The sequence below is a fragment of the Xanthomonas sp. NCPPB 3570 genome, assembly GCF_056725115.1.
The window spans coordinates 3,311,768-3,331,403 of sequence record NZ_CM161513.1; the positions used below are offsets into that span (position 1 = coordinate 3,311,768).

At 68.1% G+C, this 19,636-nt stretch carries 17 protein-coding genes; 5 read left to right on the forward strand and 12 right to left on the reverse strand.

Annotated features, from left to right (window positions below; all coding sequences use genetic code 11):
• Nucleotides 1–204: 204 nt before the first annotated feature.
• Nucleotides 205–1,803: a GMC family oxidoreductase gene (locus AC1PLR_RS14440; protein WP_481101421.1), complete on the forward strand. Its 1,599-nt coding sequence runs from the start codon at nucleotides 205–207 to the stop codon at nucleotides 1,801–1,803.
• A 336-nt stretch (nucleotides 1,804–2,139) separates the two neighbouring features.
• Complete coding sequence (locus AC1PLR_RS14445) at nucleotides 2,140–3,528, forward strand: serine hydrolase domain-containing protein (protein WP_010344199.1); 1,389 nt, start codon at nucleotides 2,140–2,142, stop codon at nucleotides 3,526–3,528.
• Between the two features lie 1,089 nt (nucleotides 3,529–4,617).
• Here AC1PLR_RS14445 and AC1PLR_RS14450 read toward each other — a convergent pair.
• From AC1PLR_RS14450 to nudE, 11 genes are all read right to left on the reverse strand, one after another.
• Nucleotides 4,618–5,073 (reverse strand): hypothetical protein, encoded by a 456-nt coding sequence (locus AC1PLR_RS14450; RefSeq protein ID WP_010344200.1) that lies wholly within the window; start codon nucleotides 5,071–5,073, stop codon nucleotides 4,618–4,620.
• 314 nt (nucleotides 5,074–5,387) lie between these two features.
• Nucleotides 5,388–5,771, reverse strand: a complete 384-nt coding sequence (locus AC1PLR_RS14455) for a hypothetical protein (protein WP_481101422.1) — start codon at nucleotides 5,769–5,771, stop codon at nucleotides 5,388–5,390.
• A gap of 510 nt (nucleotides 5,772–6,281) precedes the next feature.
• The gene (gene gcvH, locus AC1PLR_RS14460; RefSeq protein WP_010344201.1) at nucleotides 6,282–6,677 is read right to left on the reverse strand and encodes a glycine cleavage system protein GcvH; all 396 of its coding nucleotides are present in this window, start codon (nucleotides 6,675–6,677) and stop codon (nucleotides 6,282–6,284) included.
• A 94-nt stretch (nucleotides 6,678–6,771) separates the two neighbouring features.
• On the reverse strand, nucleotides 6,772–7,878 hold the full coding sequence (gcvT, locus tag AC1PLR_RS14465) for a glycine cleavage system aminomethyltransferase GcvT (protein WP_481100263.1): 1,107 nt from the start codon (nucleotides 7,876–7,878) through the stop codon (nucleotides 6,772–6,774).
• A gap of 286 nt (nucleotides 7,879–8,164) precedes the next feature.
• Nucleotides 8,165–8,596, reverse strand: a complete 432-nt coding sequence (locus tag AC1PLR_RS14470; protein WP_481101423.1) for an NfeD family protein — start codon at nucleotides 8,594–8,596, stop codon at nucleotides 8,165–8,167.
• Nucleotides 8,597–8,599: 3 nt separating this feature from the next.
• Nucleotides 8,600–9,562 (reverse strand): SPFH domain-containing protein, encoded by a 963-nt coding sequence (locus AC1PLR_RS14475; RefSeq protein WP_010343188.1) that lies wholly within the window; start codon nucleotides 9,560–9,562, stop codon nucleotides 8,600–8,602.
• 66 nt (nucleotides 9,563–9,628) lie between these two features.
• Complete coding sequence (locus AC1PLR_RS14480; RefSeq protein WP_481101424.1) at nucleotides 9,629–9,931, reverse strand: Mpo1-like protein; 303 nt, start codon at nucleotides 9,929–9,931, stop codon at nucleotides 9,629–9,631.
• 202 nt (nucleotides 9,932–10,133) lie between these two features.
• Entirely contained in the window at nucleotides 10,134–10,457 is a 324-nt protein-coding gene (locus tag AC1PLR_RS14485) for a YnfA family protein (RefSeq protein WP_481101425.1), read from the reverse strand.
• Nucleotides 10,454–11,230: a nucleoside triphosphate pyrophosphohydrolase gene (mazG, locus tag AC1PLR_RS14490; RefSeq protein WP_481103605.1), complete on the reverse strand. Its 777-nt coding sequence runs from the start codon at nucleotides 11,228–11,230 to the stop codon at nucleotides 10,454–10,456. The genes AC1PLR_RS14485 and mazG overlap by 4 nt, the downstream gene beginning before the upstream one ends.
• 128 nt (nucleotides 11,231–11,358) lie before the next feature.
• Nucleotides 11,359–12,159, reverse strand: coding sequence for a 3'(2'),5'-bisphosphate nucleotidase CysQ (cysQ, locus tag AC1PLR_RS14495; protein WP_010343192.1), 801 nt, complete (start codon nucleotides 12,157–12,159; stop codon nucleotides 11,359–11,361).
• The gene (gene nudE / locus AC1PLR_RS14500) at nucleotides 12,156–12,710 is read right to left on the reverse strand and encodes an ADP compounds hydrolase NudE (protein ID WP_481101426.1); all 555 of its coding nucleotides are present in this window, start codon (nucleotides 12,708–12,710) and stop codon (nucleotides 12,156–12,158) included. Before nudE ends, cysQ begins: the two co-directional genes overlap by 4 nt.
• A gap of 74 nt (nucleotides 12,711–12,784) precedes the next feature.
• Between nudE and bioA the strand changes: the two genes are divergently transcribed.
• Nucleotides 12,785–14,176: an adenosylmethionine--8-amino-7-oxononanoate transaminase gene (bioA, locus tag AC1PLR_RS14505; protein ID WP_481101427.1), complete on the forward strand. Its 1,392-nt coding sequence runs from the start codon at nucleotides 12,785–12,787 to the stop codon at nucleotides 14,174–14,176.
• The gene (locus AC1PLR_RS14510; protein ID WP_481101428.1) at nucleotides 14,167–14,898 is read left to right on the forward strand and encodes a 16S rRNA (uracil(1498)-N(3))-methyltransferase; all 732 of its coding nucleotides are present in this window, start codon (nucleotides 14,167–14,169) and stop codon (nucleotides 14,896–14,898) included. Before bioA ends, AC1PLR_RS14510 begins: the two co-directional genes overlap by 10 nt.
• 158 nt (nucleotides 14,899–15,056) lie before the next feature.
• On the opposite strand, the gene AC1PLR_RS14515 is transcribed toward AC1PLR_RS14510, so the two are convergent.
• A complete protein-coding gene (locus AC1PLR_RS14515) occupies nucleotides 15,057–16,079 on the reverse strand; it encodes a glucokinase family protein (protein ID WP_481103606.1) in 1,023 nt (340 codons plus the stop codon).
• 876 nt (nucleotides 16,080–16,955) lie between these two features.
• On the opposite strand from AC1PLR_RS14515, the gene AC1PLR_RS14520 reads away from it, so the two are divergent.
• Nucleotides 16,956–19,616 (forward strand): TonB-dependent receptor, encoded by a 2,661-nt coding sequence (locus AC1PLR_RS14520; RefSeq protein ID WP_481101429.1) that lies wholly within the window; start codon nucleotides 16,956–16,958, stop codon nucleotides 19,614–19,616.
• Nucleotides 19,617–19,636 lie beyond the last annotated feature (20 nt).

Sequence of the window (19,636 nt, forward strand, 5' to 3'; positions counted from 1 at the left end):
GGCGGACCCTGGCGCAAAAACGGGACATGGCGATTTTCGGGGGGCGGAAAACGCGCACGGTAGCTGATGCACCGCAACACCGCCAGCGCGTGCGCGATCCGCAGCCCGCGCCATACGCGCCTCGTGTCCGGCGGCGGCCGCGCCGAGCATATGCTCTATCCTCGGCGACTAGCGTCGGCGCCAGGAACTCAGGGGACACCGCGGGTGTACGACTACATCATCATCGGCGCAGGCTCGGCCGGCTGCGTGCTCGCCAACCGCCTGAGCGAGGACCGCGACTGCAAGGTGCTGCTGATCGAGGCCGGGCCACGCGACCGCAATCCCTTCATCCACATGCCCGCGGGCCTGGCGCGCCTGGCCACCAACCGCCGCATCAACTGGAACTACCTGACCGAGGCCGAGCCGGCCTTGAACGACCGCCGCCTATGGTGGCCGCGCGGCAAGGTGCTGGGCGGCTCCAGCTCGATCAACGCGATGTGCTACGTGCGCGGCGTGCCCGCCGACTACGACGATTGGTCGGCCGATGGCGCCGACGGCTGGGACTGGCGCGGCGTGCTGCCCTACTTCCGCCGCAGCGAATGCAACAGCCGCGGCGGCGATGCGCTGCACGGCGGCGACGGCCCGCTGCACGTCTCCGACCTGCGCTACCACAACCCGCTCTCGGACGTGTTCGTCGCGGCCGCGCAGGAAGCGGGCTTCCCGCACAACCCCGATTTCAACGGCCCGCAGCAACAAGGCGTGGGGCTGTACCAGGTCACCCAGAAGGACGGTGCACGCTGTTCGGCCGCAGTCGCCTACCTGGCGCCGGCGCGCGCGCGGGAGAACCTGCAGGTGGTCACCGACGCGCTGGTGCTGCGCCTGTTGATCGAGGGCGGACGCGTGGTCGGCGTCGCCTATGCGCAGGACGGCCGCGAGGTAAAGGCGCGCGCCGCGCGCGAGGTGCTGCTCAGCGCCGGCGCGGTGAACTCGCCGCAGCTGCTGATGCTCTCGGGCATCGGCCCGGCCGATGCGCTGCGCCGCCACGGCATCGCGGTGCAGCTCGACCAGCCGCAGGTCGGCGCCAACCTGCAGGATCACCTGGACGTGTGCACGCTGTACCGCACCCGCCCCGGCATCAGCTACGACCGCCGCAACCAGGCCAAGATCGCCTTCGATTATTTCCTGCGCGGGCACCGCGGCGCCGGCAGCAGCAACATCGCCGAGGCCGGCGGCTTCATCCGCTCGCCGCTGGCACCGGACGCGCGTGCCGACATCCAGTTGCACTTCGTACCGGCCATGCTCGACGACCACGGCCGCAATCGCCTGCCCGGCGACGGTTTCACCCTGCACGCCTGCCACCTGCAGCCGCGCAGCCGTGGCCGCATCGCGCTCAACGACGCCGACCCGCGCACGCCGGCGCGGATCCAGGCCAACTACCTCAGCGATCCCGACGGCTTCGACCTGCGCATGCTGGTGGAATGCGCGCGACTGGCGCGGCACATCCTGCGGCAGCCGGCGTTCGATGCATGGCGCGGCGCGCCGCTGCTGCCGGCACGCGAGGACCTGGACGAGGCCGGGCTGATCGCCTTCATCCGCGCCAAGGCCGAAACCATCTATCACCCGATCGGCACCTGCCGGATGGGCAGCGACGCGCAGGCGGTGGTCGACCCGCAACTGCGCCTGCGCGGCCTCGACGGCCTGCGCGTGGTCGACGCTTCGGTGATGCCGCGCCTGGTCAGCGGCAATACCAACGGGCCGACGATGATGATCGCCGAGCGTGCTGCGGATCTGATCCGTGGGCGGGCTGTGCTGCGGGAGGGGTGAGGCGGCGGTTGCGGGGATGCGCGACGCTGCGCGGTGGGGGCGAGCGCCCGGGTATCGCGAAGGGGCGATGCGCTGCTGGGCGACCGACCCTCACCCCAACCCCTCTCCCGGGGGGAGAGGGGCTGAGCGGGCCGTGCGCGGCACGGCGATTGCATGTCCGTGGGCATCCGCCGCAGTCCCCGCCACCGCTCCGCCGGCAGGCCTGCACACCCCCGCTCGACGCGGGAAATCCCCAGCAGGATCAAGGCGATGCCTATTCATCTTCTCCCAGTTTGTGCATTCGAGAAATCCGGCGCTAGAATCGTTGCCGGCAGCACCTCACAGGCCTCAGGCGCAATGACACAGAACAGCAGGCACCGGCTCCTTCGACCGGTGGCAACCGGGTTGCTCGGGGCATTGTTGCCCTTTGCGATGTCCTCCACCGCACAGACGCCGGCGCCCGCACAACCGCTGCCGCCGCCGCTGCACACCGAAGCCACGCGCTACACCTCGCCGACCCAGCCGCTGCCCTACCGCGCCTCGCTGACCCAGAGCCAGGTGCTGCCGCTGGCCAGGGACTTCGACGTGGCCGCGCTGGAATCGGCCGCCGAACAGCTGACCTACGGCGAGCGCGTGCCGGGCCTGGCCATGGCCATCGTGCACAACGGCCAGGTGCTCAGCGCGCGCGGCTACGGCGTCACCGACGTCAACCGCCCCGAGCCGGTCGATGCGCACACCGTGTTCCGCCTGGCCTCGCTGTCCAAGGCCTTCGCCGGCACCATGGCCGGCCTGCTGGTCACCGACGGCACCCTGCGCTGGGACAGCAAGGTCGTCGACTACGTGCCGGGCTTCCAGCTCAGCGATCCGGTGGCCACCCGCCAGTTGAATGTCGCCGACCTGCTCAGCCACCGCGTCGGCCTGACCTACAACGCCTACGACCGCGACGTCGAATCCAACCTCGACTACTACACGCTCAGCCACAAGCTGGCCTATGCGCCGCTGAAGTGCGCGCCGGGCGAGTGCTACGCCTACCAGAACGTCGCCTTCAGCCTGATCGGCGATGTGGTGTTCGCCGCGTCCGGCAGCTTCTACGAGCAGTCGGTGGAACGGCGCATCTTCAAGCCGCTGGGCATGAACGACGCCAGCATGGGCCTGGCCGGCATCCAGGCCAGCCCGCGCTGGGCGCGCCCGCACGTGCGCAGCCGCAACGGCTGGGTCTCGCTGACGCCCAAGCCGACCTACTACCGCCTGGCGCCCGCCGCCGGCGTCAATGCCAGCATCAGCGACATGGCGCAGTGGCTGATCGCGCAGACCGGGCATCGCCCGGACGTGCTGCCGGAGCCGTTGCTGGCGACCCTGCACGCGCCGCTGATCCTCACCCCGGGCGAGATGCGCTCGGGCTGGCGCCGCGCCCGCGTCAACTCGGCCAGCTACGCGCTGGGCTGGCGCGTGTTCGACTACTCCGGCCACCAGGTGATCTTCCACGCCGGCGCGGTGCAGGGCTACCGCGGCCTGATTGCGCTGGTGCCGGAACGCGACTTCGCCGTGGCGATCCTGTGGAACGGCGAAAGCGGCCTGCCCTCTGGCCTGCTGCCGACCGTGCTCGACCGCGCCATCGGCCTGCCGGCGCAGCGCTGGCTGGACGTGGACACCGACTTCGGCAGCGACAACCTGATGGCCGAACGTCCGGACCCGAAGGACAAGAAGGGCGCGTCCTCGTCCAAGTCGGTGGCCTCGCCGCACTGAGCGCGGTCTCCGAGCAGCACCCTCGCAGAAGGCGGCGCAAGCCGCCTTTCTGCTGTCTGCGGCGCTGACTTGCGTTGCGTGTGCGGTCCCGCTACCCCGTCGCGGCGATGCAGCCTTGTCGCGGTTGTGACCGCGTAGCGATGCGACGACGCGATTGCCTCGCCCGAGTGCCGCCGCAACGGCCGAGTTGACGCCACAAGGAAATTCAGCGCCCACCTCGCCCCGACGGCAGCGCGCGCTCGGAGCGCCCGCTGATGGCGCTCACCGTCGCGTCCATGGATCGCGCACAAGGCACGCAGCGCACGCTCTCGCCGCCGTCCACGATCTCCCCGTGGACATGTCACGCCACATCGCCACATCACCGCACGCCGCACGCCGGGGCCGGCATGCTGGCGATTCGACGCGCTGTCGCACAAGAGCGCTGGGCGGCGCGCAGCCGCACCCGCAGGGCAAGACACATCCTGTAGGAGCGGCTCTTGTCCCCTTTTCGGGGATCAGCCGCGACGGGCGGTCCGGGTAAAGCCCGTCGCGGCTGAAGCCGCTCCTACGGCGCATGCGGCATTCGGCCTGAGCGGGGCCAAGCAGGTGATCCGATATTCCCTACGGCCCACGCAATGCGCGGAAACAGCGATGCGCTGTGGATCGTCGGGCAAGGCGTGCTGCGCGCGTGATCGGCAGGGCGACAAACGCAGTCGGGAAGACCGGATGGATGCGCAGCCATCGCCGCAGGTAGCCGATCGCAGAGCGGTGGTCCCGCCATGCAAGCTGCTCCAATGCGAGACACACAGGCAGATCCCTGGGTGCCGGCCTGACGGCCGGGGCAAAGAGGATAGTCGACGTGGGTTGGAAACAGGCGAGCGCGGCGGGCGGCCGCGAGTCAGTGGGGCGAGACGCACCGGCACGATGTGCACGTCGCGGCCTGGCACGCTGGGCGCAGAGTGCAGTCTTCGATGGTCGAGAAGACGAACGCCACCGGCATCGTCAGGCAGAGAGGCGCGCTGCGTTCGCGCGCGGCAGGATGCCGCACATAAAAAACTCCCTCCCCGCTGGGCACCGGGGAGAGAGTCTAGGAACAGCGATCGGGATGGATCAGATCAGCGGCGCGGGCGTGGCCGGCAGCGCGACCGGAGCGGCCTTCTTCTTGCGAGCGGCCGGCTTCTTCTTCGCCACGGTCTTCTTGGCGGTGGCCTTCTTCGCAGTTGCCTTCTTCGCGGCCGGCTTCTTGGCAGCCGACTTCTTCACCGTCTTCTTGGCAGCGGTCTTCTTGGTCGCAGCCTTCTTCGCGGTCTTCTTTACGGCCTTCTTGGCGACGGCCTTCTTCGCGGTCTTCTTGGTGGCGGCCTTCTTCGCCGTCTTCTTCACTGCCTTCTTGGCAACGGCCTTCTTGACCGCCTTCTTCACCTTGGCGACCTTCTTGGCCACCTTCTTGGCGACCTTCTTGACCGCCTTCTTTACCGAAACCTTCTTCGCTGCCGGCTTCTTGGCGGCAGTCTTCTTGACCGCCTTCTTAGCGGCCGGCTTTTTCGCAGCTTTTTTCGTGGCCATGGGATGGCTCCTCGTCAGTGAACTATGGATTGAAAATGCCCAGTTAAAGCAACCTCGCGGCGATGCTCCGCCTGCGGGAACCGCCGGCGCGCGCTGCGGGCCGGATCGGATACAGAAACACCCGTACCGGATAGCGATACGGGTGCGATGCCAGGGGAGACGTTGCATTTCTCGGAGGGAAGCGACTCCAACTCCACCATCTTCGGGTTCCTGGCGGATGTCCAAGTTGTGCTTCGCGTTTTGATGTCGATCCGATTCACTCGCTTGCGCAGCAACGTCTGCTGGGCGAAACCTAATCACGGTTTTTTTTACTGTCAACACTTCCGCGCAATTTTTTTTTCGCTGGCGCGCACTCCACGACCGCCGCATGCCGCGCCAGCCGCCTTGCCGACGCCACCGATCGCCGATGCCGGCACCACAAGGAAAACGGCGCGCGCAAAAAAAGCAGGGAAATTTCCGTGTTTTCTGTAACGACACGACGCGGCCATCGCGTTGCGGACGGGCAGCGACGACGCGTCGGCAGCAATCGCGGGAGCACACGCCAGGCTGTCCGCTAGCTGAAAAAAAGTTTCGCGACCGCGTGCGGTTCCGGCATCGCACAAGTGCAAATGCGCAAAAGTGCGCAAACTTTTTTGCGTCGTGCGCCGGTCGCGACGCACGCGATGCATCGCGCTGGGCGTCGCCGAGACGAGCCGCATCGCGCCACTGCGACGCGACCTGCACTCACGTCGTCGCCACGCTACAACGCAGGCGACCACCTCGCCCACCTCCACGCCATGCCGCTACCGACAGCTTCGCGCGGGTGCGTCGACCGACACGGATCGCACAGGTCGCCGGCTGGCGCCGGCACGCACCGCTCCGGCGCGCTGCGATGACGTGCGCGACGCACGTCGCGTCGCCGCTGCCTGTTCCTCGCGCCCCACTCCGCACCGCGCCTGCGCCGCGTCGGAAAACCGGCGCCGCCCGGCGTGCGGGCGCATCGGATACCGCCACGCACGGCAACCACGCTGCGCTCGCGGTGCAGCCCGACGACAACCTCACGCCGTCTTCGCATCGACGCGTGCCACGACGCTCGCGACACGAGTTGCCGCAACGGCCATGCCGAGGACCGCGACGCCGATGCGGACGAAGGTGGCCGCTACGTGGCGCCCAAAAAGAAACCGGCCGCACGAGGCGGCCGGTTCGGGTGTCGCGACGGGGCGGTCGGCTCAGTGGCCGTCTTCCTCGAGCAGTTCGGCGTACTCGTCCGGCGAGAGCAGTTCGTTCAACTGCTCGGCGTCGTCCGCTTCCAGCACCAGGATCCAGCCTTCGCCGTAGGCATCTTCGTTGATCGTTTCCGGCTTGTCGCTCAGCGCGGTGTTGACCTCGACCACCTTGCCGCTGAGCGGGCTGTACACGTCGGAGGCGGCCTTGACCGACTCGACCACCGCCACGCCGTTGCCGGCCTCGACGTGATCGCCGACGTTCGGCAGTTCGACGTAGACCAGGTCGCCGAGCAGGCCCTGGGCATGATCGGAGATGCCGATGGTCACGCGACCGTTGCCCTCGACGCGGGCCCACTCGTGGGACTTGAGGAATTTGAGGTCGCCAGGGATCTCGCTCATGGGGCTGCTCCGGAAGAAGACGGTATCGAGGATGGGAGGCTAGTGTAGCGAACCGCGCGCGTGGGGAAGAAGTCGCGCGCGCGGCGAATGGAACTCAGCCGAGCACGCCGGGCTGGACCTGGCCTTCGCGCACGAACGGGAACTTGACCACGCGCACCGGCACTTCCTTGCCGCGGATGTCCACGCGCACCGCGCCCGGTTCGCCGGCCGGCACCCGCGCGAAGGCGATCGCCTTGCCCAGCGTCGGCGAGAAGGTACCGGACAGGATCTCGCCATCGCCGTTCGCGGTCAGCACCTTCTGCCCGTGGCGCAGCACGCCCTTCTCGTCCATGACCAGGCCGATCATCTGCCGCGGCGCGCCGCCGGATTTCTGCGCTTCCAGCACGGCGCGGCCGATGAAGTCGCGGCCCTCGTCGAGGGTGACGGTCCAGGCCAGCGCGGCCTCGTAGGGCGAGACGCTGTCGTCCATGTCCTGGCCATACAGGTTCATGCCCGCCTCCAGGCGCAGCGTGTCGCGCGCGCCCAGGCCGGCCGGCTTGACTCCGGCGCCGATCAACGCCTCCCAGAACGCCGGCGCCTGCTGCTGCGGCAGCACGATCTCGAAGCCGTCCTCGCCGGTGTAGCCGGTGCGCGCGACGAACAGCGGCACGCCGTCGATCGAGGTCGCCTCGATCGCGGCGAAGCGGCCGAGCTTCTGGGCGGCGGCGCGGTCTTCCTCGCGCAGCAGGCCGATCGCCTTGGTGCGCGCGTTCGGTCCCTGCACCGCGATCATCGCGAAGTCGTCGCGCTCGCGCACCTGCACGCCGAAGGCCTGCGCCTGCTCGCCGATCCAGGCCAGGTCCTTGGCGCGGGTGGCGGCGTTGACCACCAGGCGGAAGAAGGTCTCGGACATGTAATAGACGATGAGATCGTCGATCACCCCACCCTGCGGGTTGAGCATGCAGGTGTACAGCGCCTTGCCCGGCGCCTTCAGCTTGTCCACCGAATTGGCCAGCAGGTGGCGCAGGAACGCGCGGACCTGCTCGCCGTGCAGATCGACCACGGTCATGTGGCTGACGTCGAACATGCCGGCGTCGCGACGCACCTGGTGGTGCTCATCGATCTGCGAGCCGTAGTGGATCGGCATGTCCCAGCCGCCGAAGTCGACCATCTTGGCGCCGAGGGCGCGGTGGCTGTCGTTGAGGATGGTCTTCTGGGTCATGGCGCGGGTCCGTGAGAAAAGTCCCCCATTATCGCTGGCTGGGGGCCGGGATTGGGGAGTCGGGATTGAGGAGCCGGGATTAGGAAATCGGGATTGGGGATTCGCAGGAGCGGCCGTCCTGAGCCGAAGGGCACCGCTTGATCACGCGGTGTCGTAGGAGCGGCTTCAGCCGCGACCCGTCATCGGTCCCAGGTCGCGGCTGAAGCCGCTCCTACGCGGGGAGATCGGGAAAGTCGAGGTGCTGCGCACTCGCGACACCAATCCCCAATCCCCAATCCCGGCTCTTTCAAGCCGCCTGGACCAGCAGCGTCATCCCGTCCACGCCAACGATGCGCACCGTGCTGCCGACCGGCAGGTCGGGGCCGCCGACCACCCAGAAGGCGTCGTCGACCTTGGCGCGGCCGCGGCCGCCGTGGATCGGCTGGTCGAGCGTCACCACGCGGCCGATCAGTTGCTCGGCGCGACGGTTCAACAGCGGCTGGTCGCTGGCGCGGCCGCGGTTGCGGAACCAGGTGCGGTACACCTGGATCGAGACGAAGCTCAACACCACGAACGCGCCGACCTGCAACAGCAATGGCATGCCCGGAACCACCAGCACGGCCAGGAAGACCACCGCGGCAGCGAAGCCCATCCACAGCATGAAGGCGCCCGGCGCCAGCGCTTCGGCCGCGAACAGCAACAAGGTCAGGGCACCCCAGGCCATCACCTCGATGCGCATGGCTCAGACTCCGCTGCGCGGCGGGACGCGCGGCACTGCCGGCGGCGTGCCCTGCTTGTTCAGCGCCTCGCGCGCCAGTTCGGCGATGCCGGCGATCGAGCCGATGATGCCGCTGGACTCCATCGGCATCAGCACGAACTTCTGGTTCGGCGCCGTGGCCAGTTCCTTGAACGCCTCCACGTACTTCTGCGCAATGAAGTAGTTGATCGCCTGCACGTCGCCTTCGGCGATGGCCTTGGACACCATCGCCGTCGCCCGCGCTTCGGCCTCGGCCAGGCGCTCGCGCGCCTCGGCGTCGCGGAACGCGGCCTCCTTGCGGCCTTCGGCCTCCAGCACCGCGGCCTGCTTCTCGCCATCGGCGCGCAGGATCTCCGACTGTCGCGAGCCCTCCGCCTCGAGGATCTGCGCGCGCTTCTCGCGCTCGGCCTTCATCTGCCGGGCCATCGCATCGACCAGGTCGCGCGGCGGCTGGATGTCGCGGATCTCGATGCGGGTGACCTTGATGCCCCACGGATTGGTGGCATGGTCGACCACGTTCAGCAGCTGCGCATTGATGGTCTCGCGTTGGCTCAGCGACTCGTCCAGGTCCATCGAGCCGATCACGGTACGGATGTTGGTCTGCACCAAGGCGATGGTGGCGATCTCCAGATTCGACACCTCGTACGCCGCCTTGGCGGCGTCCAGGACCTGGAAGAACACGACACCGTCCACGCGCACCACCGCGTTGTCCTTGGTAATGACGTCCTGGCTGGGCACGTCCAGCACCTGCTCCATCATGTTGACCTTGCGGCCTACCCCGTACACCACTGGAATCAGGAAATGCAGGCCGGGCGACAGGGTGTGGGTGTAGCGGCCGAAGCGCTCCACCGTCCACTGGAATCCCTGCGGCACCATGCGCACAGTCTTGAACAGAATGATCACGCCGGCGGCCAGCAGCACCACCGCGAAGAAGAACGTGGACGGCATCAGGTTGCTCCATTAACCAGAAAGAAATCGAATCCGCAGTATAGCCAGCGCACACGCACGTGCCGGTTACCAGCGGATGCGTCCGAGCAGCATGTCCTTGAACATCACCCAGTCGCCGGCAAGCGAGTACAGCGGGTGCTTGAAGGTGGCGGGACGGTTCTTCTCGAACACGAGATGGCCGATCCAGGCGCAGCCGTAGCCGCAGACCGGCGCGGCCCACAGCCAACGCGGCTGGCCGGTGCCCAGCGCCAGCAGCAGGCTCGCCAGCACGCCGAGGCTGCCGACGAAATGCAGCCGCCGCGACAGCGGATGGCGGTGCTCGCTCAGATAGAACGGATAGAACTCGCGGAAATTGGCGAAGCGGCGCATGCGATGGCCCTCCCGAGGCGACGCAGGCGTCCAGCATACGCCGGGAGCGCGGGCATGGCGCGCTGCGCACGGACGCGACACGCAGGGGGCATGCGGCCAAAACACACAACGTGGCGCGGCTCCGATGGTGCAATGCGTCGGGACTGAAGTCCCTCCCACAGTACACCTGCCGAGTTCGCCGCAAGCGCCTGTGGGAGCGGCATCAGCTCTGCCGCGGCGCGAACATGATCACCGCCATGCCGGCCAGGCACAGGCCGGCGCCGAGCAGGTCCCAGCGCGTGGGGCGCATGCCCTGCACCGTCCACAGCCACAGCAACGCGACCGCGACATAGACGCCGCCGTAGGCGGCATAGACGCGGCCGCTCGCGGCGGGATGCACGGTCAGCAGCCAGACGAAGGCCGCCAGGCTGCCCGCGGCGGGCACCAGCAACCAAGCGCTGCGCTGTTCGCGCAGCCACAGATAAGGCAGGTAGCAGCCGACGATTTCCGCGACGGCGGTCAGCACGAACAGCAGCAGGGTCTTCATCCGGCTGCGGCGCGCTCTTCGTCCTTGGCGCGCTGCCAGTACGCCTCCTGCTGCACCAGCGACAGGCCGTCGAACGCGCCGCCGTCCTGCTGCGCCAGCCGTTCCATCGCGCGGAAGCGACGCTCGAACTTGAGGTTGGCGTGGCGCAGCGCCGCACCGACATCGACCTTGGCATGCCGCGCCAGGTTGGCGCAGACGAACAGCAGGTCGCCGATCTCGTCCTGCAGGCGTGCCGGATCGACTGCGGCGCCATGCGCCAGTTCCGCGCGCACTTCCTCGAGCTCTTCCTGCACCTTGTCCAGCACCGGCGCAGGGCCGGGCCAGTCGAAGCCGACCCGCGCCGCGCGCGACTGCAGCTTCAGCGCGCGCTGCCATTCCGGCAGCCCGCGGGCGATGCCGGCCAGCGCCGAGGCATCGCGCTCGCCGGCGGCGGCACGCTCGGCGCGCTTGATCTCTTCCCACTTCAGCGTCTGCTGCTCGGCATCGGCGACCTGGCTGTCGCCGAACACGTGCGGATGGCGGCGCACCATCTTGTCGCAGATCGCCGCGACCACGTCGTCGAAGCCGAACGCGCCCTGCTCGCGGGCCATCTGCGCATGGAACACCACCTGCAGCAGCAGATCGCCGAGCTCGTCCTTCAACCCGGCCAGGTCCTGGCGGTCGATCGCATCGGCCACTTCGTAGGCCTCCTCGATCGTGTACGCGGCGATGCTGGCGAAATCCTGCTCCAGGTCCCAGGGACACCCCTGCGCGGGATCGCGCAGGCGCGCCATGATGTCGAGCAGGGCGGGAAGATCGTAGCGAGTGGGGGTCACGGGCGGGTTCCGGTGCGACGGCACCGCTGCCGCCACCGCCTAGTGTGGCAGAGCGCGCGCCGCGCGGCGCGCGCGCGCGGCGCGGCTCAGCCCAGCCAGTCGCGCCAGGGCAGCGCCGGATCGCCCAGCGCCACGAAGTCGCCGTTGAGCAGCGATTCGCGGCGGTTGTAGCGGAACGGTTTGCCGGTCGCGGCGGCCAGCAGCGCGCCGCCGGCGGCCTGCAGCACGCACTGCCCGGCGGCGGTGTCCCACTCGGAGGTCGGGCCGAAGCGCGGGTAGACGTCCAGGTCGCCGTCGGCGATGCGGCAGAACTTCAGCGAGGAGCCCTGCGCGACCAGCTCGATCTCGCCCATGCGTTGCAGCAGCGCGTCGGTGCGCGCATCGCGGTGCGAGCGGCTCGCCGCCACCCGCAACGGCGCGGTGGCCGGCCGCCGGGTGTTCAACGCGGTATCGCGAAAGCCTTCGCGGCGGTATGCCTGCTCGCCACGCACCGCGTGCCAGACGCGGCCGTCCACCGGCGCCTGGACCACGCCGAACACCGGCGCGCCCTGATGGATCAGCGCGATGTTGACGCTGAATTCGCCGTTGCGCTTGACGAACTCGCGGGTGCCGTCGAGCGGGTCGACCAGCCAATAGGTGGTCCAGTGCTCGCGCACCTCCCACGGAATCTGCGCCGATTCCTCGGACAGCACCGGCAGGTCCGGGGTCAGCCGTTCCAGGCCTTCGACGATGATCTGGTGCGCCGCCAGGTCGGCCTGGGTCAACGGACTGGTATCGGCCTTGTGCTCCACCTCGAAGCCGGTGGCGTAGACGGACATGATCGCCGCGGCGGCATCGATGGCGATGGCGATCACGGTTTCGCGCAAATCACTGGTGAGACGGATCATTCGGCGCGACCCAGCCACTCGCGGGCGATGAACAGCGCCGCCAGCGAACGCCCCTCGGAAAAATCTTCACGCAACATCAGTTGATCCAGTTCAGCCAGTTTCCAGGGCACCACTTCCAATTCCTCCGGCTCGTCGCCGGCTAGTCGTTCGGGATAGAGATCTTGCGCCAGCACCAGCCACGACTGGTGGCTCATGTAGGTCGGCGCCAGGGTCATCGCGCGCAGCACGCGCAATTGCCGCGCACCGTAACCGGCCTCTTCCTTGAGTTCGCGATCGGCCGCCTGCAGCGGGGTCTCGCCGGCATCGATGCGGCCCTTGACCAGGCCCAGCTCGTAGCGGTGCACGCCGGCGGCGTATTCGCGCACCAGCAGCACGGTCTGCGCATCCAGCATCGGCACCACCACCACCGCGCCGTGGCCGGGGGCCTTGAGCCGGTGGAACACGCGGCGTTCGCCGTTGCTGAACTCCAGGTCCAGTTCCTCGACCCGGCGCTCGGCGGCCGATTCGCTGCGCTCGCGCACGGCGTGGATGATCGGCAACGGACGGTTCACGCCGGCACCCTGCGGCGCCGGGCGGCGTCGGTCGATAGAATGCGCGGAGCGAAGAACCTGTTCATGAGCGCGAAATGCTATCAGACCTGACCGCAGCACAGATGGCCGACGCGTGGCGCCAGCGCGACCTCGCCGTGCTCTGGCACCCGTGCACGCAGATGCGCGAGCACCCCGACACCCTGCCCCTGGTCCCGATCGCCCGCGGCGAAGGCGCCTGGCTGATCGACCACGGCGGCCGCCGCTACCTGGATGCGGTGAGCAGTTGGTGGACCAACCTGTTCGGCCACGGCGAACCGCGCATCGCCGCGGCCATCGCCGCCCAGGCCACGCAACTGGAGCAGGTGATGCTGGCCGGCTTCAGCCACGAACCGGCGGTGCTGCTGGCCGAGCAGTTGCTGGCGCTGGCGCCGCGCCAGGACGGCCGCGCGCCGCTGGCCAAGGTGTTCTATGCCGACAACGGATCGGCCGGCGTGGAAGTGGCGCTGAAAATGGCCTTCCATTATTTCCAGAACCGCGGCGAACCCGGGCGCACCCGTTTCGTCGCGCTGGAGAACGGCTACCACGGCGAGACCATCGGCGCGCTGGCGGTCGGCGACATTCCGCTGTATCGACGGGTGTACGCGCCGCTGCTGGCCGAGGCGCTGTTCGCACCTTCGCCCGACGCCTACCAGGCCGCGCCGGGACAAAGCGCGCGCGAACGTGCCGATGCCGCCGCCGATGCGCTGGCCGACCTGTTCGACCGCCATCCCGGCGAGATCTGCGCGGTGATCCTGGAGCCGCGCCTGCAATGCGCCGGCGGCATGCGCATGCACGATCCGGCCTATCTGCGCCGGGCGCGCGAACTGTGCGACGCCAACGGCGCGTTCCTGATCGCCGACGAGATCGCCACCGGCTTCGGCCGCACCGGCACGCTGTTCGCCTGCGAACAGGCCGGGGTGATGCCGGACCTGCTGTGCCTGTCCAAGGGCCTGACCGGCGGCTTCCTGCCGCTGTCGGCGGTGCTGGCCACCCAGCATCTGTACGACGCCTTCCTCGACGACAGCCGCGAGCGCGCCTTCCTGCATTCGCACAGCTACACCGGCAACCCGCTGGCCTGCGCGGCGGCACTGGCGTCGCTGCGGATCCTGCAGGAGGACGACGTGATCGCGCGCAACCGCAGCACCGCCGAAACCATGCGCGCGCTGTCGGCGCCGTTCGCCGAGCATGCGCACGTGGCCGACGTGCGCCAGGCCGGCATGGTGGTCGCGTTCGAATTGACCCGCAACGGCGACAAGCGCACACCCTTCCCTGCGTCCGCGCGCGTCGGCCTGCATGCCTATCGTGCCGCGCTGCAACGCGGGGTGGTGCTGCGTCCGCTGGGCGACGTGCTGTACTGGATGCCGCCGTACTGCGTGGACGCCGCGCAGTTGGCGCTGCTGGCCGAGACCACGCTGGCGGCGATCGACGAGGCCGTGGCATGCGCCTGACCCGCTGCCACGTGGAGCTGCCGCTGCATGCCGGTGCCGAAGTGGCGCTACCGGACGATGTGGCCAACCACCTGCTGCGCGTGCTGCGGCTGCGCGAAGGCGACCCGTGCGTGCTGTTCAACGGCGACGGCTGCGATTACGACGCCGAACTGCTGCAGGCCGGCAAGCGCAACGCCAGCGTGCGCATCGGTGCGGCGCGGCCAGCGGCCAACGAATCGCCGCTGGCGATCACCCTGCTGCAGGGCGTGGCGCGCGGCGAGAAGATGGACCTGATCCTGCAGAAGGCCACCGAGCTCGGCGTCGCCGCGATCGTGCCGGTGTGGGCCGAGCGCACCGAAGTGAAGCTGGATGCGGCGCGGGTGGACAAACGCGTGGCGCATTGGCGCAGCGTGGTGATCGCGGCCTGCGAACAGTCCGGTCGCGCGCGCGTGCCGCAACTGAGCGCGCCGCTGGCGCTGGCCGATGCGGCAGGCGCCGCGGCGGACAACCCCTGCCGGCTGATCCTCGATCCGCAGGGCGAACAGCGCCTGCGTTCGCTGGCCATCGGCGGCGATGCGGCGACGATCGCGATCGGCCCGGAAGGCGGCTGGTCGCCGCGCGACCGCGCCACGCTGGAGGCGGCCGGCTTCGTCGGCCTGCGCCTGGGGCCGCGCATCCTGCGCACCGAAACCGCCGGCCTGGCCGCGATCGCGGCGCTGCAGGCGCATCACGGCGACCTGTGAGCTCTCGCGCACGCGATGACGCTGCAGACAGCGGCGTCACCACGCAGGCGCTGATGGCATAGACATATATATGTATCGACGCGTTCGGCACGCCAGGCGCGCGGCGTCCGCGTCGCAGGACGCCGCCCATCGGCGCGGCCATCGCCGCGCCGTGCCGCTCAGTGGCGCTGCTGCAGGAACCAGTTCGCCGCGCCGATCACCCCGAGCTGGCCGTGCTCGACCAGCTTCACCGGGATCTGCTCCAGCGCCGGACGCATCGCGCCTTTGTTCAAGTAGCGCTCGACGAAACTGCTGGCGGACAGGAACGCGCCGATCTGCGGCAGGAAGCCGCCGGCCAGATAGACGCCGCCCTGCACGCCGTACAACAGCGCCATGTCGCCAATCACGCTGCCGAGCAGGCCGCAGAAGGCGGACAGCGCCTCGTGCGCCAGCGGATCGCTGCCGGCCAGCGCGGCCGCGGTGATGTCGCTCGGCGCGGCGAGCGCGGGCGTGGCGCCGCGCAGGTCGCACAACGCGCGATAGAGATTGAGCAGCCCCGGGCCGGACAGGAAATGCTCCATCGGCACATACGGACGGTCGCGCAACAGGCGCTGCGCCAGCGCCAGCTCCAGGTCGTTGCCGACTGGCAAGGCGGCATGGCCGGCTTCGGTCGCCAACACCACCGCGCCGCCATGGGTCGGAATCCACACCGCCGCACCCAGGCCGGTGCCGGGACCGATCACCAGCGCCGGCCCGCGCTGCGCCTTGCGCGGCCCGGTCAGATGCAGCACTTCGCTGGCGTCCATCGACGCGGCCGCATATGCCACCGCTTCGAAATCGTTGACCAGATGCAGCGCCTTCAGACCCAGACGCTCGCGAATCTCCGGCGGCGACAGCGTCCACGGCAGATTGGTGGTGATGACGCGGCCATCCTCGAGCGCGTAACCGGCGCTGGCGATCACCCCGCGGGTCGGCTTCGGCCCCTGCACCTGCTCAAGGAATTCGCCAATGATCTCGGCCAGGCCGGGATAGTCGGCGCAGCGATACTTGCGATAGTCCAGCACGTCGACCGACAGCGCCGGGCCGACATCGGCAGCGCGCGCGACCAGGCCGATCCGGACATGGGTTCCGCCGACATCGGCAGCAATGAAGGGCTCGGCGCGCGGCACGGCCGCTGCCACTGATGAACTGCTTGCGGACACATCTTCTCCCGTTGCGCCAGAGCAGGCGCACGCCGATTCGGCAGATTGATCGATCGAGTGTCGGACCACCTTGACAACGTTGTCAAGATGAATTTCATCCGTTTGTCGTTTTGGCTTCACCACCCTGACCTCATCGAGCCGATCGCAGAGCGGGACGTAGGCCGGGCCGCACGAGGTGGTTGCACAGGTGAACATCCGTCGCAAAATTTCGCCGCAGCGCACAAATTTTTCTCGCTCGCGCCTCCCCCTGGCAGCGCCTGCCGCACCGGGGCTTGCCGGCCAACTCGCCCGTGCCGTCGCCAACCTGGGCCATGTTTTCTTTTGTAGACAAGCACCTAGCGCAGGCCTCCGGCGGGCCGGGGAAGGCTCCGGAAAGATGCCCAGGCAAGGCTTGACGGCAATCGTCAAAAGTGTGTGAAACGGGTGTTGACAACGCTGTCAGCGCTACGACAGACTCGGCTCACACAAGTTTTACAACTTCAAGACATGCCACGTTCAGGGGATTCAGACACAGCGACGCATTGCCGCTCCTCCCGCGCCAAGTGGCAGGACGCACGCTGACGCTGCGACCGGCATCCCCGAACCGACGAGACCACGCCCCAAGCCGGGCCCGAACGCAGCGGCGTGCGGATCAGGCCACAAGGCGCACTGCTGTATTGCTGGACTTGGTTGTTACCTGCAGGAACACAGGAAGGACCGGCGCCCTCGATGCCGCCGGTTGGCTAACTTCCGCGTCAGCGACCGGACGACGCGCATCGAGATGCGATCCGCGCAGCGCCACCAGGCGCGGCGCCATCCACAAGGCCGGGCAGCGGCCAGCACACCGGAACATCGGTTGGCACCTCATGCCCAAGTACTCACCCAGAGGTTTAGCCAATGAATAGCCGCACCACTACCCTAGCCATCAGCATCATGGCCGCGCTGTACCTGTCCGGTAACGCCGCAGCGCAGGAAGCGCCCGCTTCCGCCAGCGCGGATTCCAAGAACGTCCAGCAGCTGGATGCCATCACCGTCACCGGCTACCGCGCCTCGCTGGAGAAGAGCCAGTCGGTGAAGCGCTCGGCCAACTCCATCGTCGATGCGATCAGCGCCGAGGACATCGGCAAGTTCCCGGACACCAACGCCGCCGAGTCGCTGGCGCACCTGCCGGGCATCAGCGTGGACCGCCAGTTCGGCGAGGGCGAGAAGGTCAGCATCAACGGCACCGACCCGGCGCTGAACCGCGTGCTGCTCAATGGCCAGACCATCGCCTCGGGCGACTGGGGCGGCAACCCGACCGACACCAGCGGCCGCACCTTCAACTACACCCTGCTGTCGCCGGAAATCATCGGCCTGATGGAGGTCTACAAGACTCCGGAAGCGCGCATCGACGAAGGCTCGATCGGCGGCACCGTGATCGTGCACACCCGCAAGCCGCTGGACCTGCCGAAGAACACCATCCGCGGCTCGATCGGCTACAACTACAACGACCGTTCGGAAGAAGGCAATCCGCGCGGCTCGGCGCTGTGGAGCTGGAAGAACGACGACGAGACCTTCGGTGCGTTGATCTCCGCTACCCACGACAAGCAGGACCTGTCGCGCGCCGGCATCGAGTTCTTCGGCTACAACACCGGCTCGGGCATCTCGCCGACCGCCAACATCTCCGGCGACGGTGGTAACGTCGCGACCGCCAAGATCCCGGTGGGCATCAACAGTTCCTTCTTCCAGCAGACCCGCGAGCGCAACGGCCTGCAGGGCGCGCTGCAGTGGAAGCCGAACGATCAGAACGAGTTCAACCTGACCGGCATCTACATCAAGGGCAAGTACAACAACTTCAGCGAATCGCGCTACGTCTGCCCGGGCTGCGGCGACCAGGACAAGATCACCAGCGCCACGGTGCAGAACGGCTACATCACCCAGGCCACGGTCACCGACGGCGCCGGCAACGGCAAGCAGCCGTATGCGCAGCTGGACACCAACTACCGCGAGAGCACCGTCACCACCAAGAGCCTGAACCTGCGCCACGACTTCTATGGCGACAAGTGGGTGTTCACCACCCAGGCCGGCACCACCGAGGCCACCGGCGGCAAGAACCCCGAGTACCTGATGAAGTTCCTGCTGAAGGACGGCGGCTACAACTTCGGTTACGACGGCAGCCACACCGACGTCAACTACGACAATGGCAGCGCCGCCAACTGGGGCCTGGTCGGTTCGCCGGCCGGCCTGGCCGCCGGCTCCACCGATGCGTCGGCGATGCAGGCCGGCGGCATCTACTACGCCAAGAGCACGGACAAGGAGAAGTACTTCCAGTTCGATGCCGCGCGCGATCTGGACTGGGGTCCGCTGAACAAGCTGCAGGTCGGCTACAAGTACATCAACCACGACAACGGCGTCGACGCCCGCGGCAACCGCATCAACACCACCGATGCGATCTCGCTGACCGACTTCAGCCCCGGCACCACCCCGAGCGGCCTGTACGACGGCCTGGGCGCCAGCGGCGACCTGACCAACTGGTCGACCGCCAACCTCAACTCGGTGATCAGCTACCTGCGCGGCCAGCCGCAGGGTCCGTACAAGATCGACTACGGCTCCTCGTTCGACGTCAAGGAAATCACCAGCGACCTGTACGCGCAGTTGAACTTCGAGTCCGGCCCGTGGCGCGGCAACCTGGGTGTGCGCTACGTGGACACCAAGGACAAGTCGCTGTACTGGCAGAGCAATGACGGCGGCGCCACCTACAACCAGACCCAGGTGACCAAGCAGTACTACAAGCCGCTGCCGAGCTTCAACCTGGCCTACGATCTGGACACCGACAAGGTGCTGCGCTTCTCTGTGGCCAAGGTGATGGCACGTCCGCGCTACGGCGACCTGGCCGGTTCGTTCACCATCAACAGCAGCAACGGCAACCTGACCGCCAGCGGCGGCAACCCGGACCTGAAGCCCTACGAGTCGACCAACTACGATCTGGCCGCCGAGTGGTACTTCGCGCCGTCCAGCATGCTGTCGGCGGAACTGTTCTACCGCGACATCAGCTCGTACATCGTCACCACCACCACGCAGCAGCAGCTGACCGACGCGGTGTCCGGGGTGAGCGGCCTGTACTCGGTGAGCTCGCCGATCAACGCTTCCGACGCCAAGGTCAAGGGCGCCTCGCTGAACTACCAGCAGGCCTTCGGCTACGGCTTCGGTCTGCAGGCGAACTACACCTACGCCACCGCCGACGCCAGCACCGGCCTGAACCTGCCGTACCTGTCGAAGAACACCTACAACGTGATCCCCTACTGGGAAAACGGCCCGTGGATGGTGCGCCTGAACTACAGCTACCGTTCCAAGTACTTCACCCAGGTCGGCCGCCTGAACTCGCAGGTGTTCACCGACGAGTACAAGCAGTTGGACCTGACCGCCTCGTACGAGGTCAACGACTGGATGAGCGTGAGCTTCAGCGCGACCAACCTGCTCGACTCGACCTACTACTGGTACAACGAGGTCAAGTACGCGCCGATCGGCATGTACAAGAACGGCCGCGGCTACCAGGCGCAGCTGAACTTCAAGTTCTGATGTAGCACCGGCGCGCCACC

Coding starts and splice junctions, on each gene's coding strand:
- AC1PLR_RS14510 (WP_481101428.1), top strand. CDS start 14,167: ATGCGCCTGACCCGCTGCCACGTGGAGCTGCCGCTGCATGCCGGTGCC.
- gcvT (WP_481100263.1), bottom strand. CDS start 7,878: ATGACCCAGAAGACCATCCTCAACGACAGCCACCGCGCCCTCGGCGCC.
- AC1PLR_RS14480 (WP_481101424.1), bottom strand. CDS start 9,931: ATGCGCCGCTTCGCCAATTTCCGCGAGTTCTATCCGTTCTATCTGAGC.
- AC1PLR_RS14470 (WP_481101423.1), bottom strand. CDS start 8,596: ATGCGCATCGAGGTGATGGCCTGGGGTGCCCTGACCTTGTTGCTGTTC.
- AC1PLR_RS14485 (WP_481101425.1), bottom strand. CDS start 10,457: ATGAAGACCCTGCTGCTGTTCGTGCTGACCGCCGTCGCGGAAATCGTC.
- AC1PLR_RS14450 (WP_010344200.1), bottom strand. CDS start 5,073: ATGGCCACGAAAAAAGCTGCGAAAAAGCCGGCCGCTAAGAAGGCGGTC.
- bioA (WP_481101427.1), top strand. CDS start 12,785: ATGCTATCAGACCTGACCGCAGCACAGATGGCCGACGCGTGGCGCCAG.
- AC1PLR_RS14455 (WP_481101422.1), bottom strand. CDS start 5,771: ATGCGGCTCGTCTCGGCGACGCCCAGCGCGATGCATCGCGTGCGTCGC.
- cysQ (WP_010343192.1), bottom strand. CDS start 12,159: ATGATCCGTCTCACCAGTGATTTGCGCGAAACCGTGATCGCCATCGCC.
- AC1PLR_RS14520 (WP_481101429.1), top strand. CDS start 16,956: ATGAATAGCCGCACCACTACCCTAGCCATCAGCATCATGGCCGCGCTG.
- mazG (WP_481103605.1), bottom strand. CDS start 11,230: ATGGCGCGCCTGCGCGATCCCGCGCAGGGGTGTCCCTGGGACCTGGAG.
- gcvH (WP_010344201.1), bottom strand. CDS start 6,677: ATGAGCGAGATCCCTGGCGACCTCAAATTCCTCAAGTCCCACGAGTGG.
- AC1PLR_RS14475 (WP_010343188.1), bottom strand. CDS start 9,562: ATGCCGTCCACGTTCTTCTTCGCGGTGGTGCTGCTGGCCGCCGGCGTG.
- AC1PLR_RS14445 (WP_010344199.1), top strand. CDS start 2,140: ATGACACAGAACAGCAGGCACCGGCTCCTTCGACCGGTGGCAACCGGG.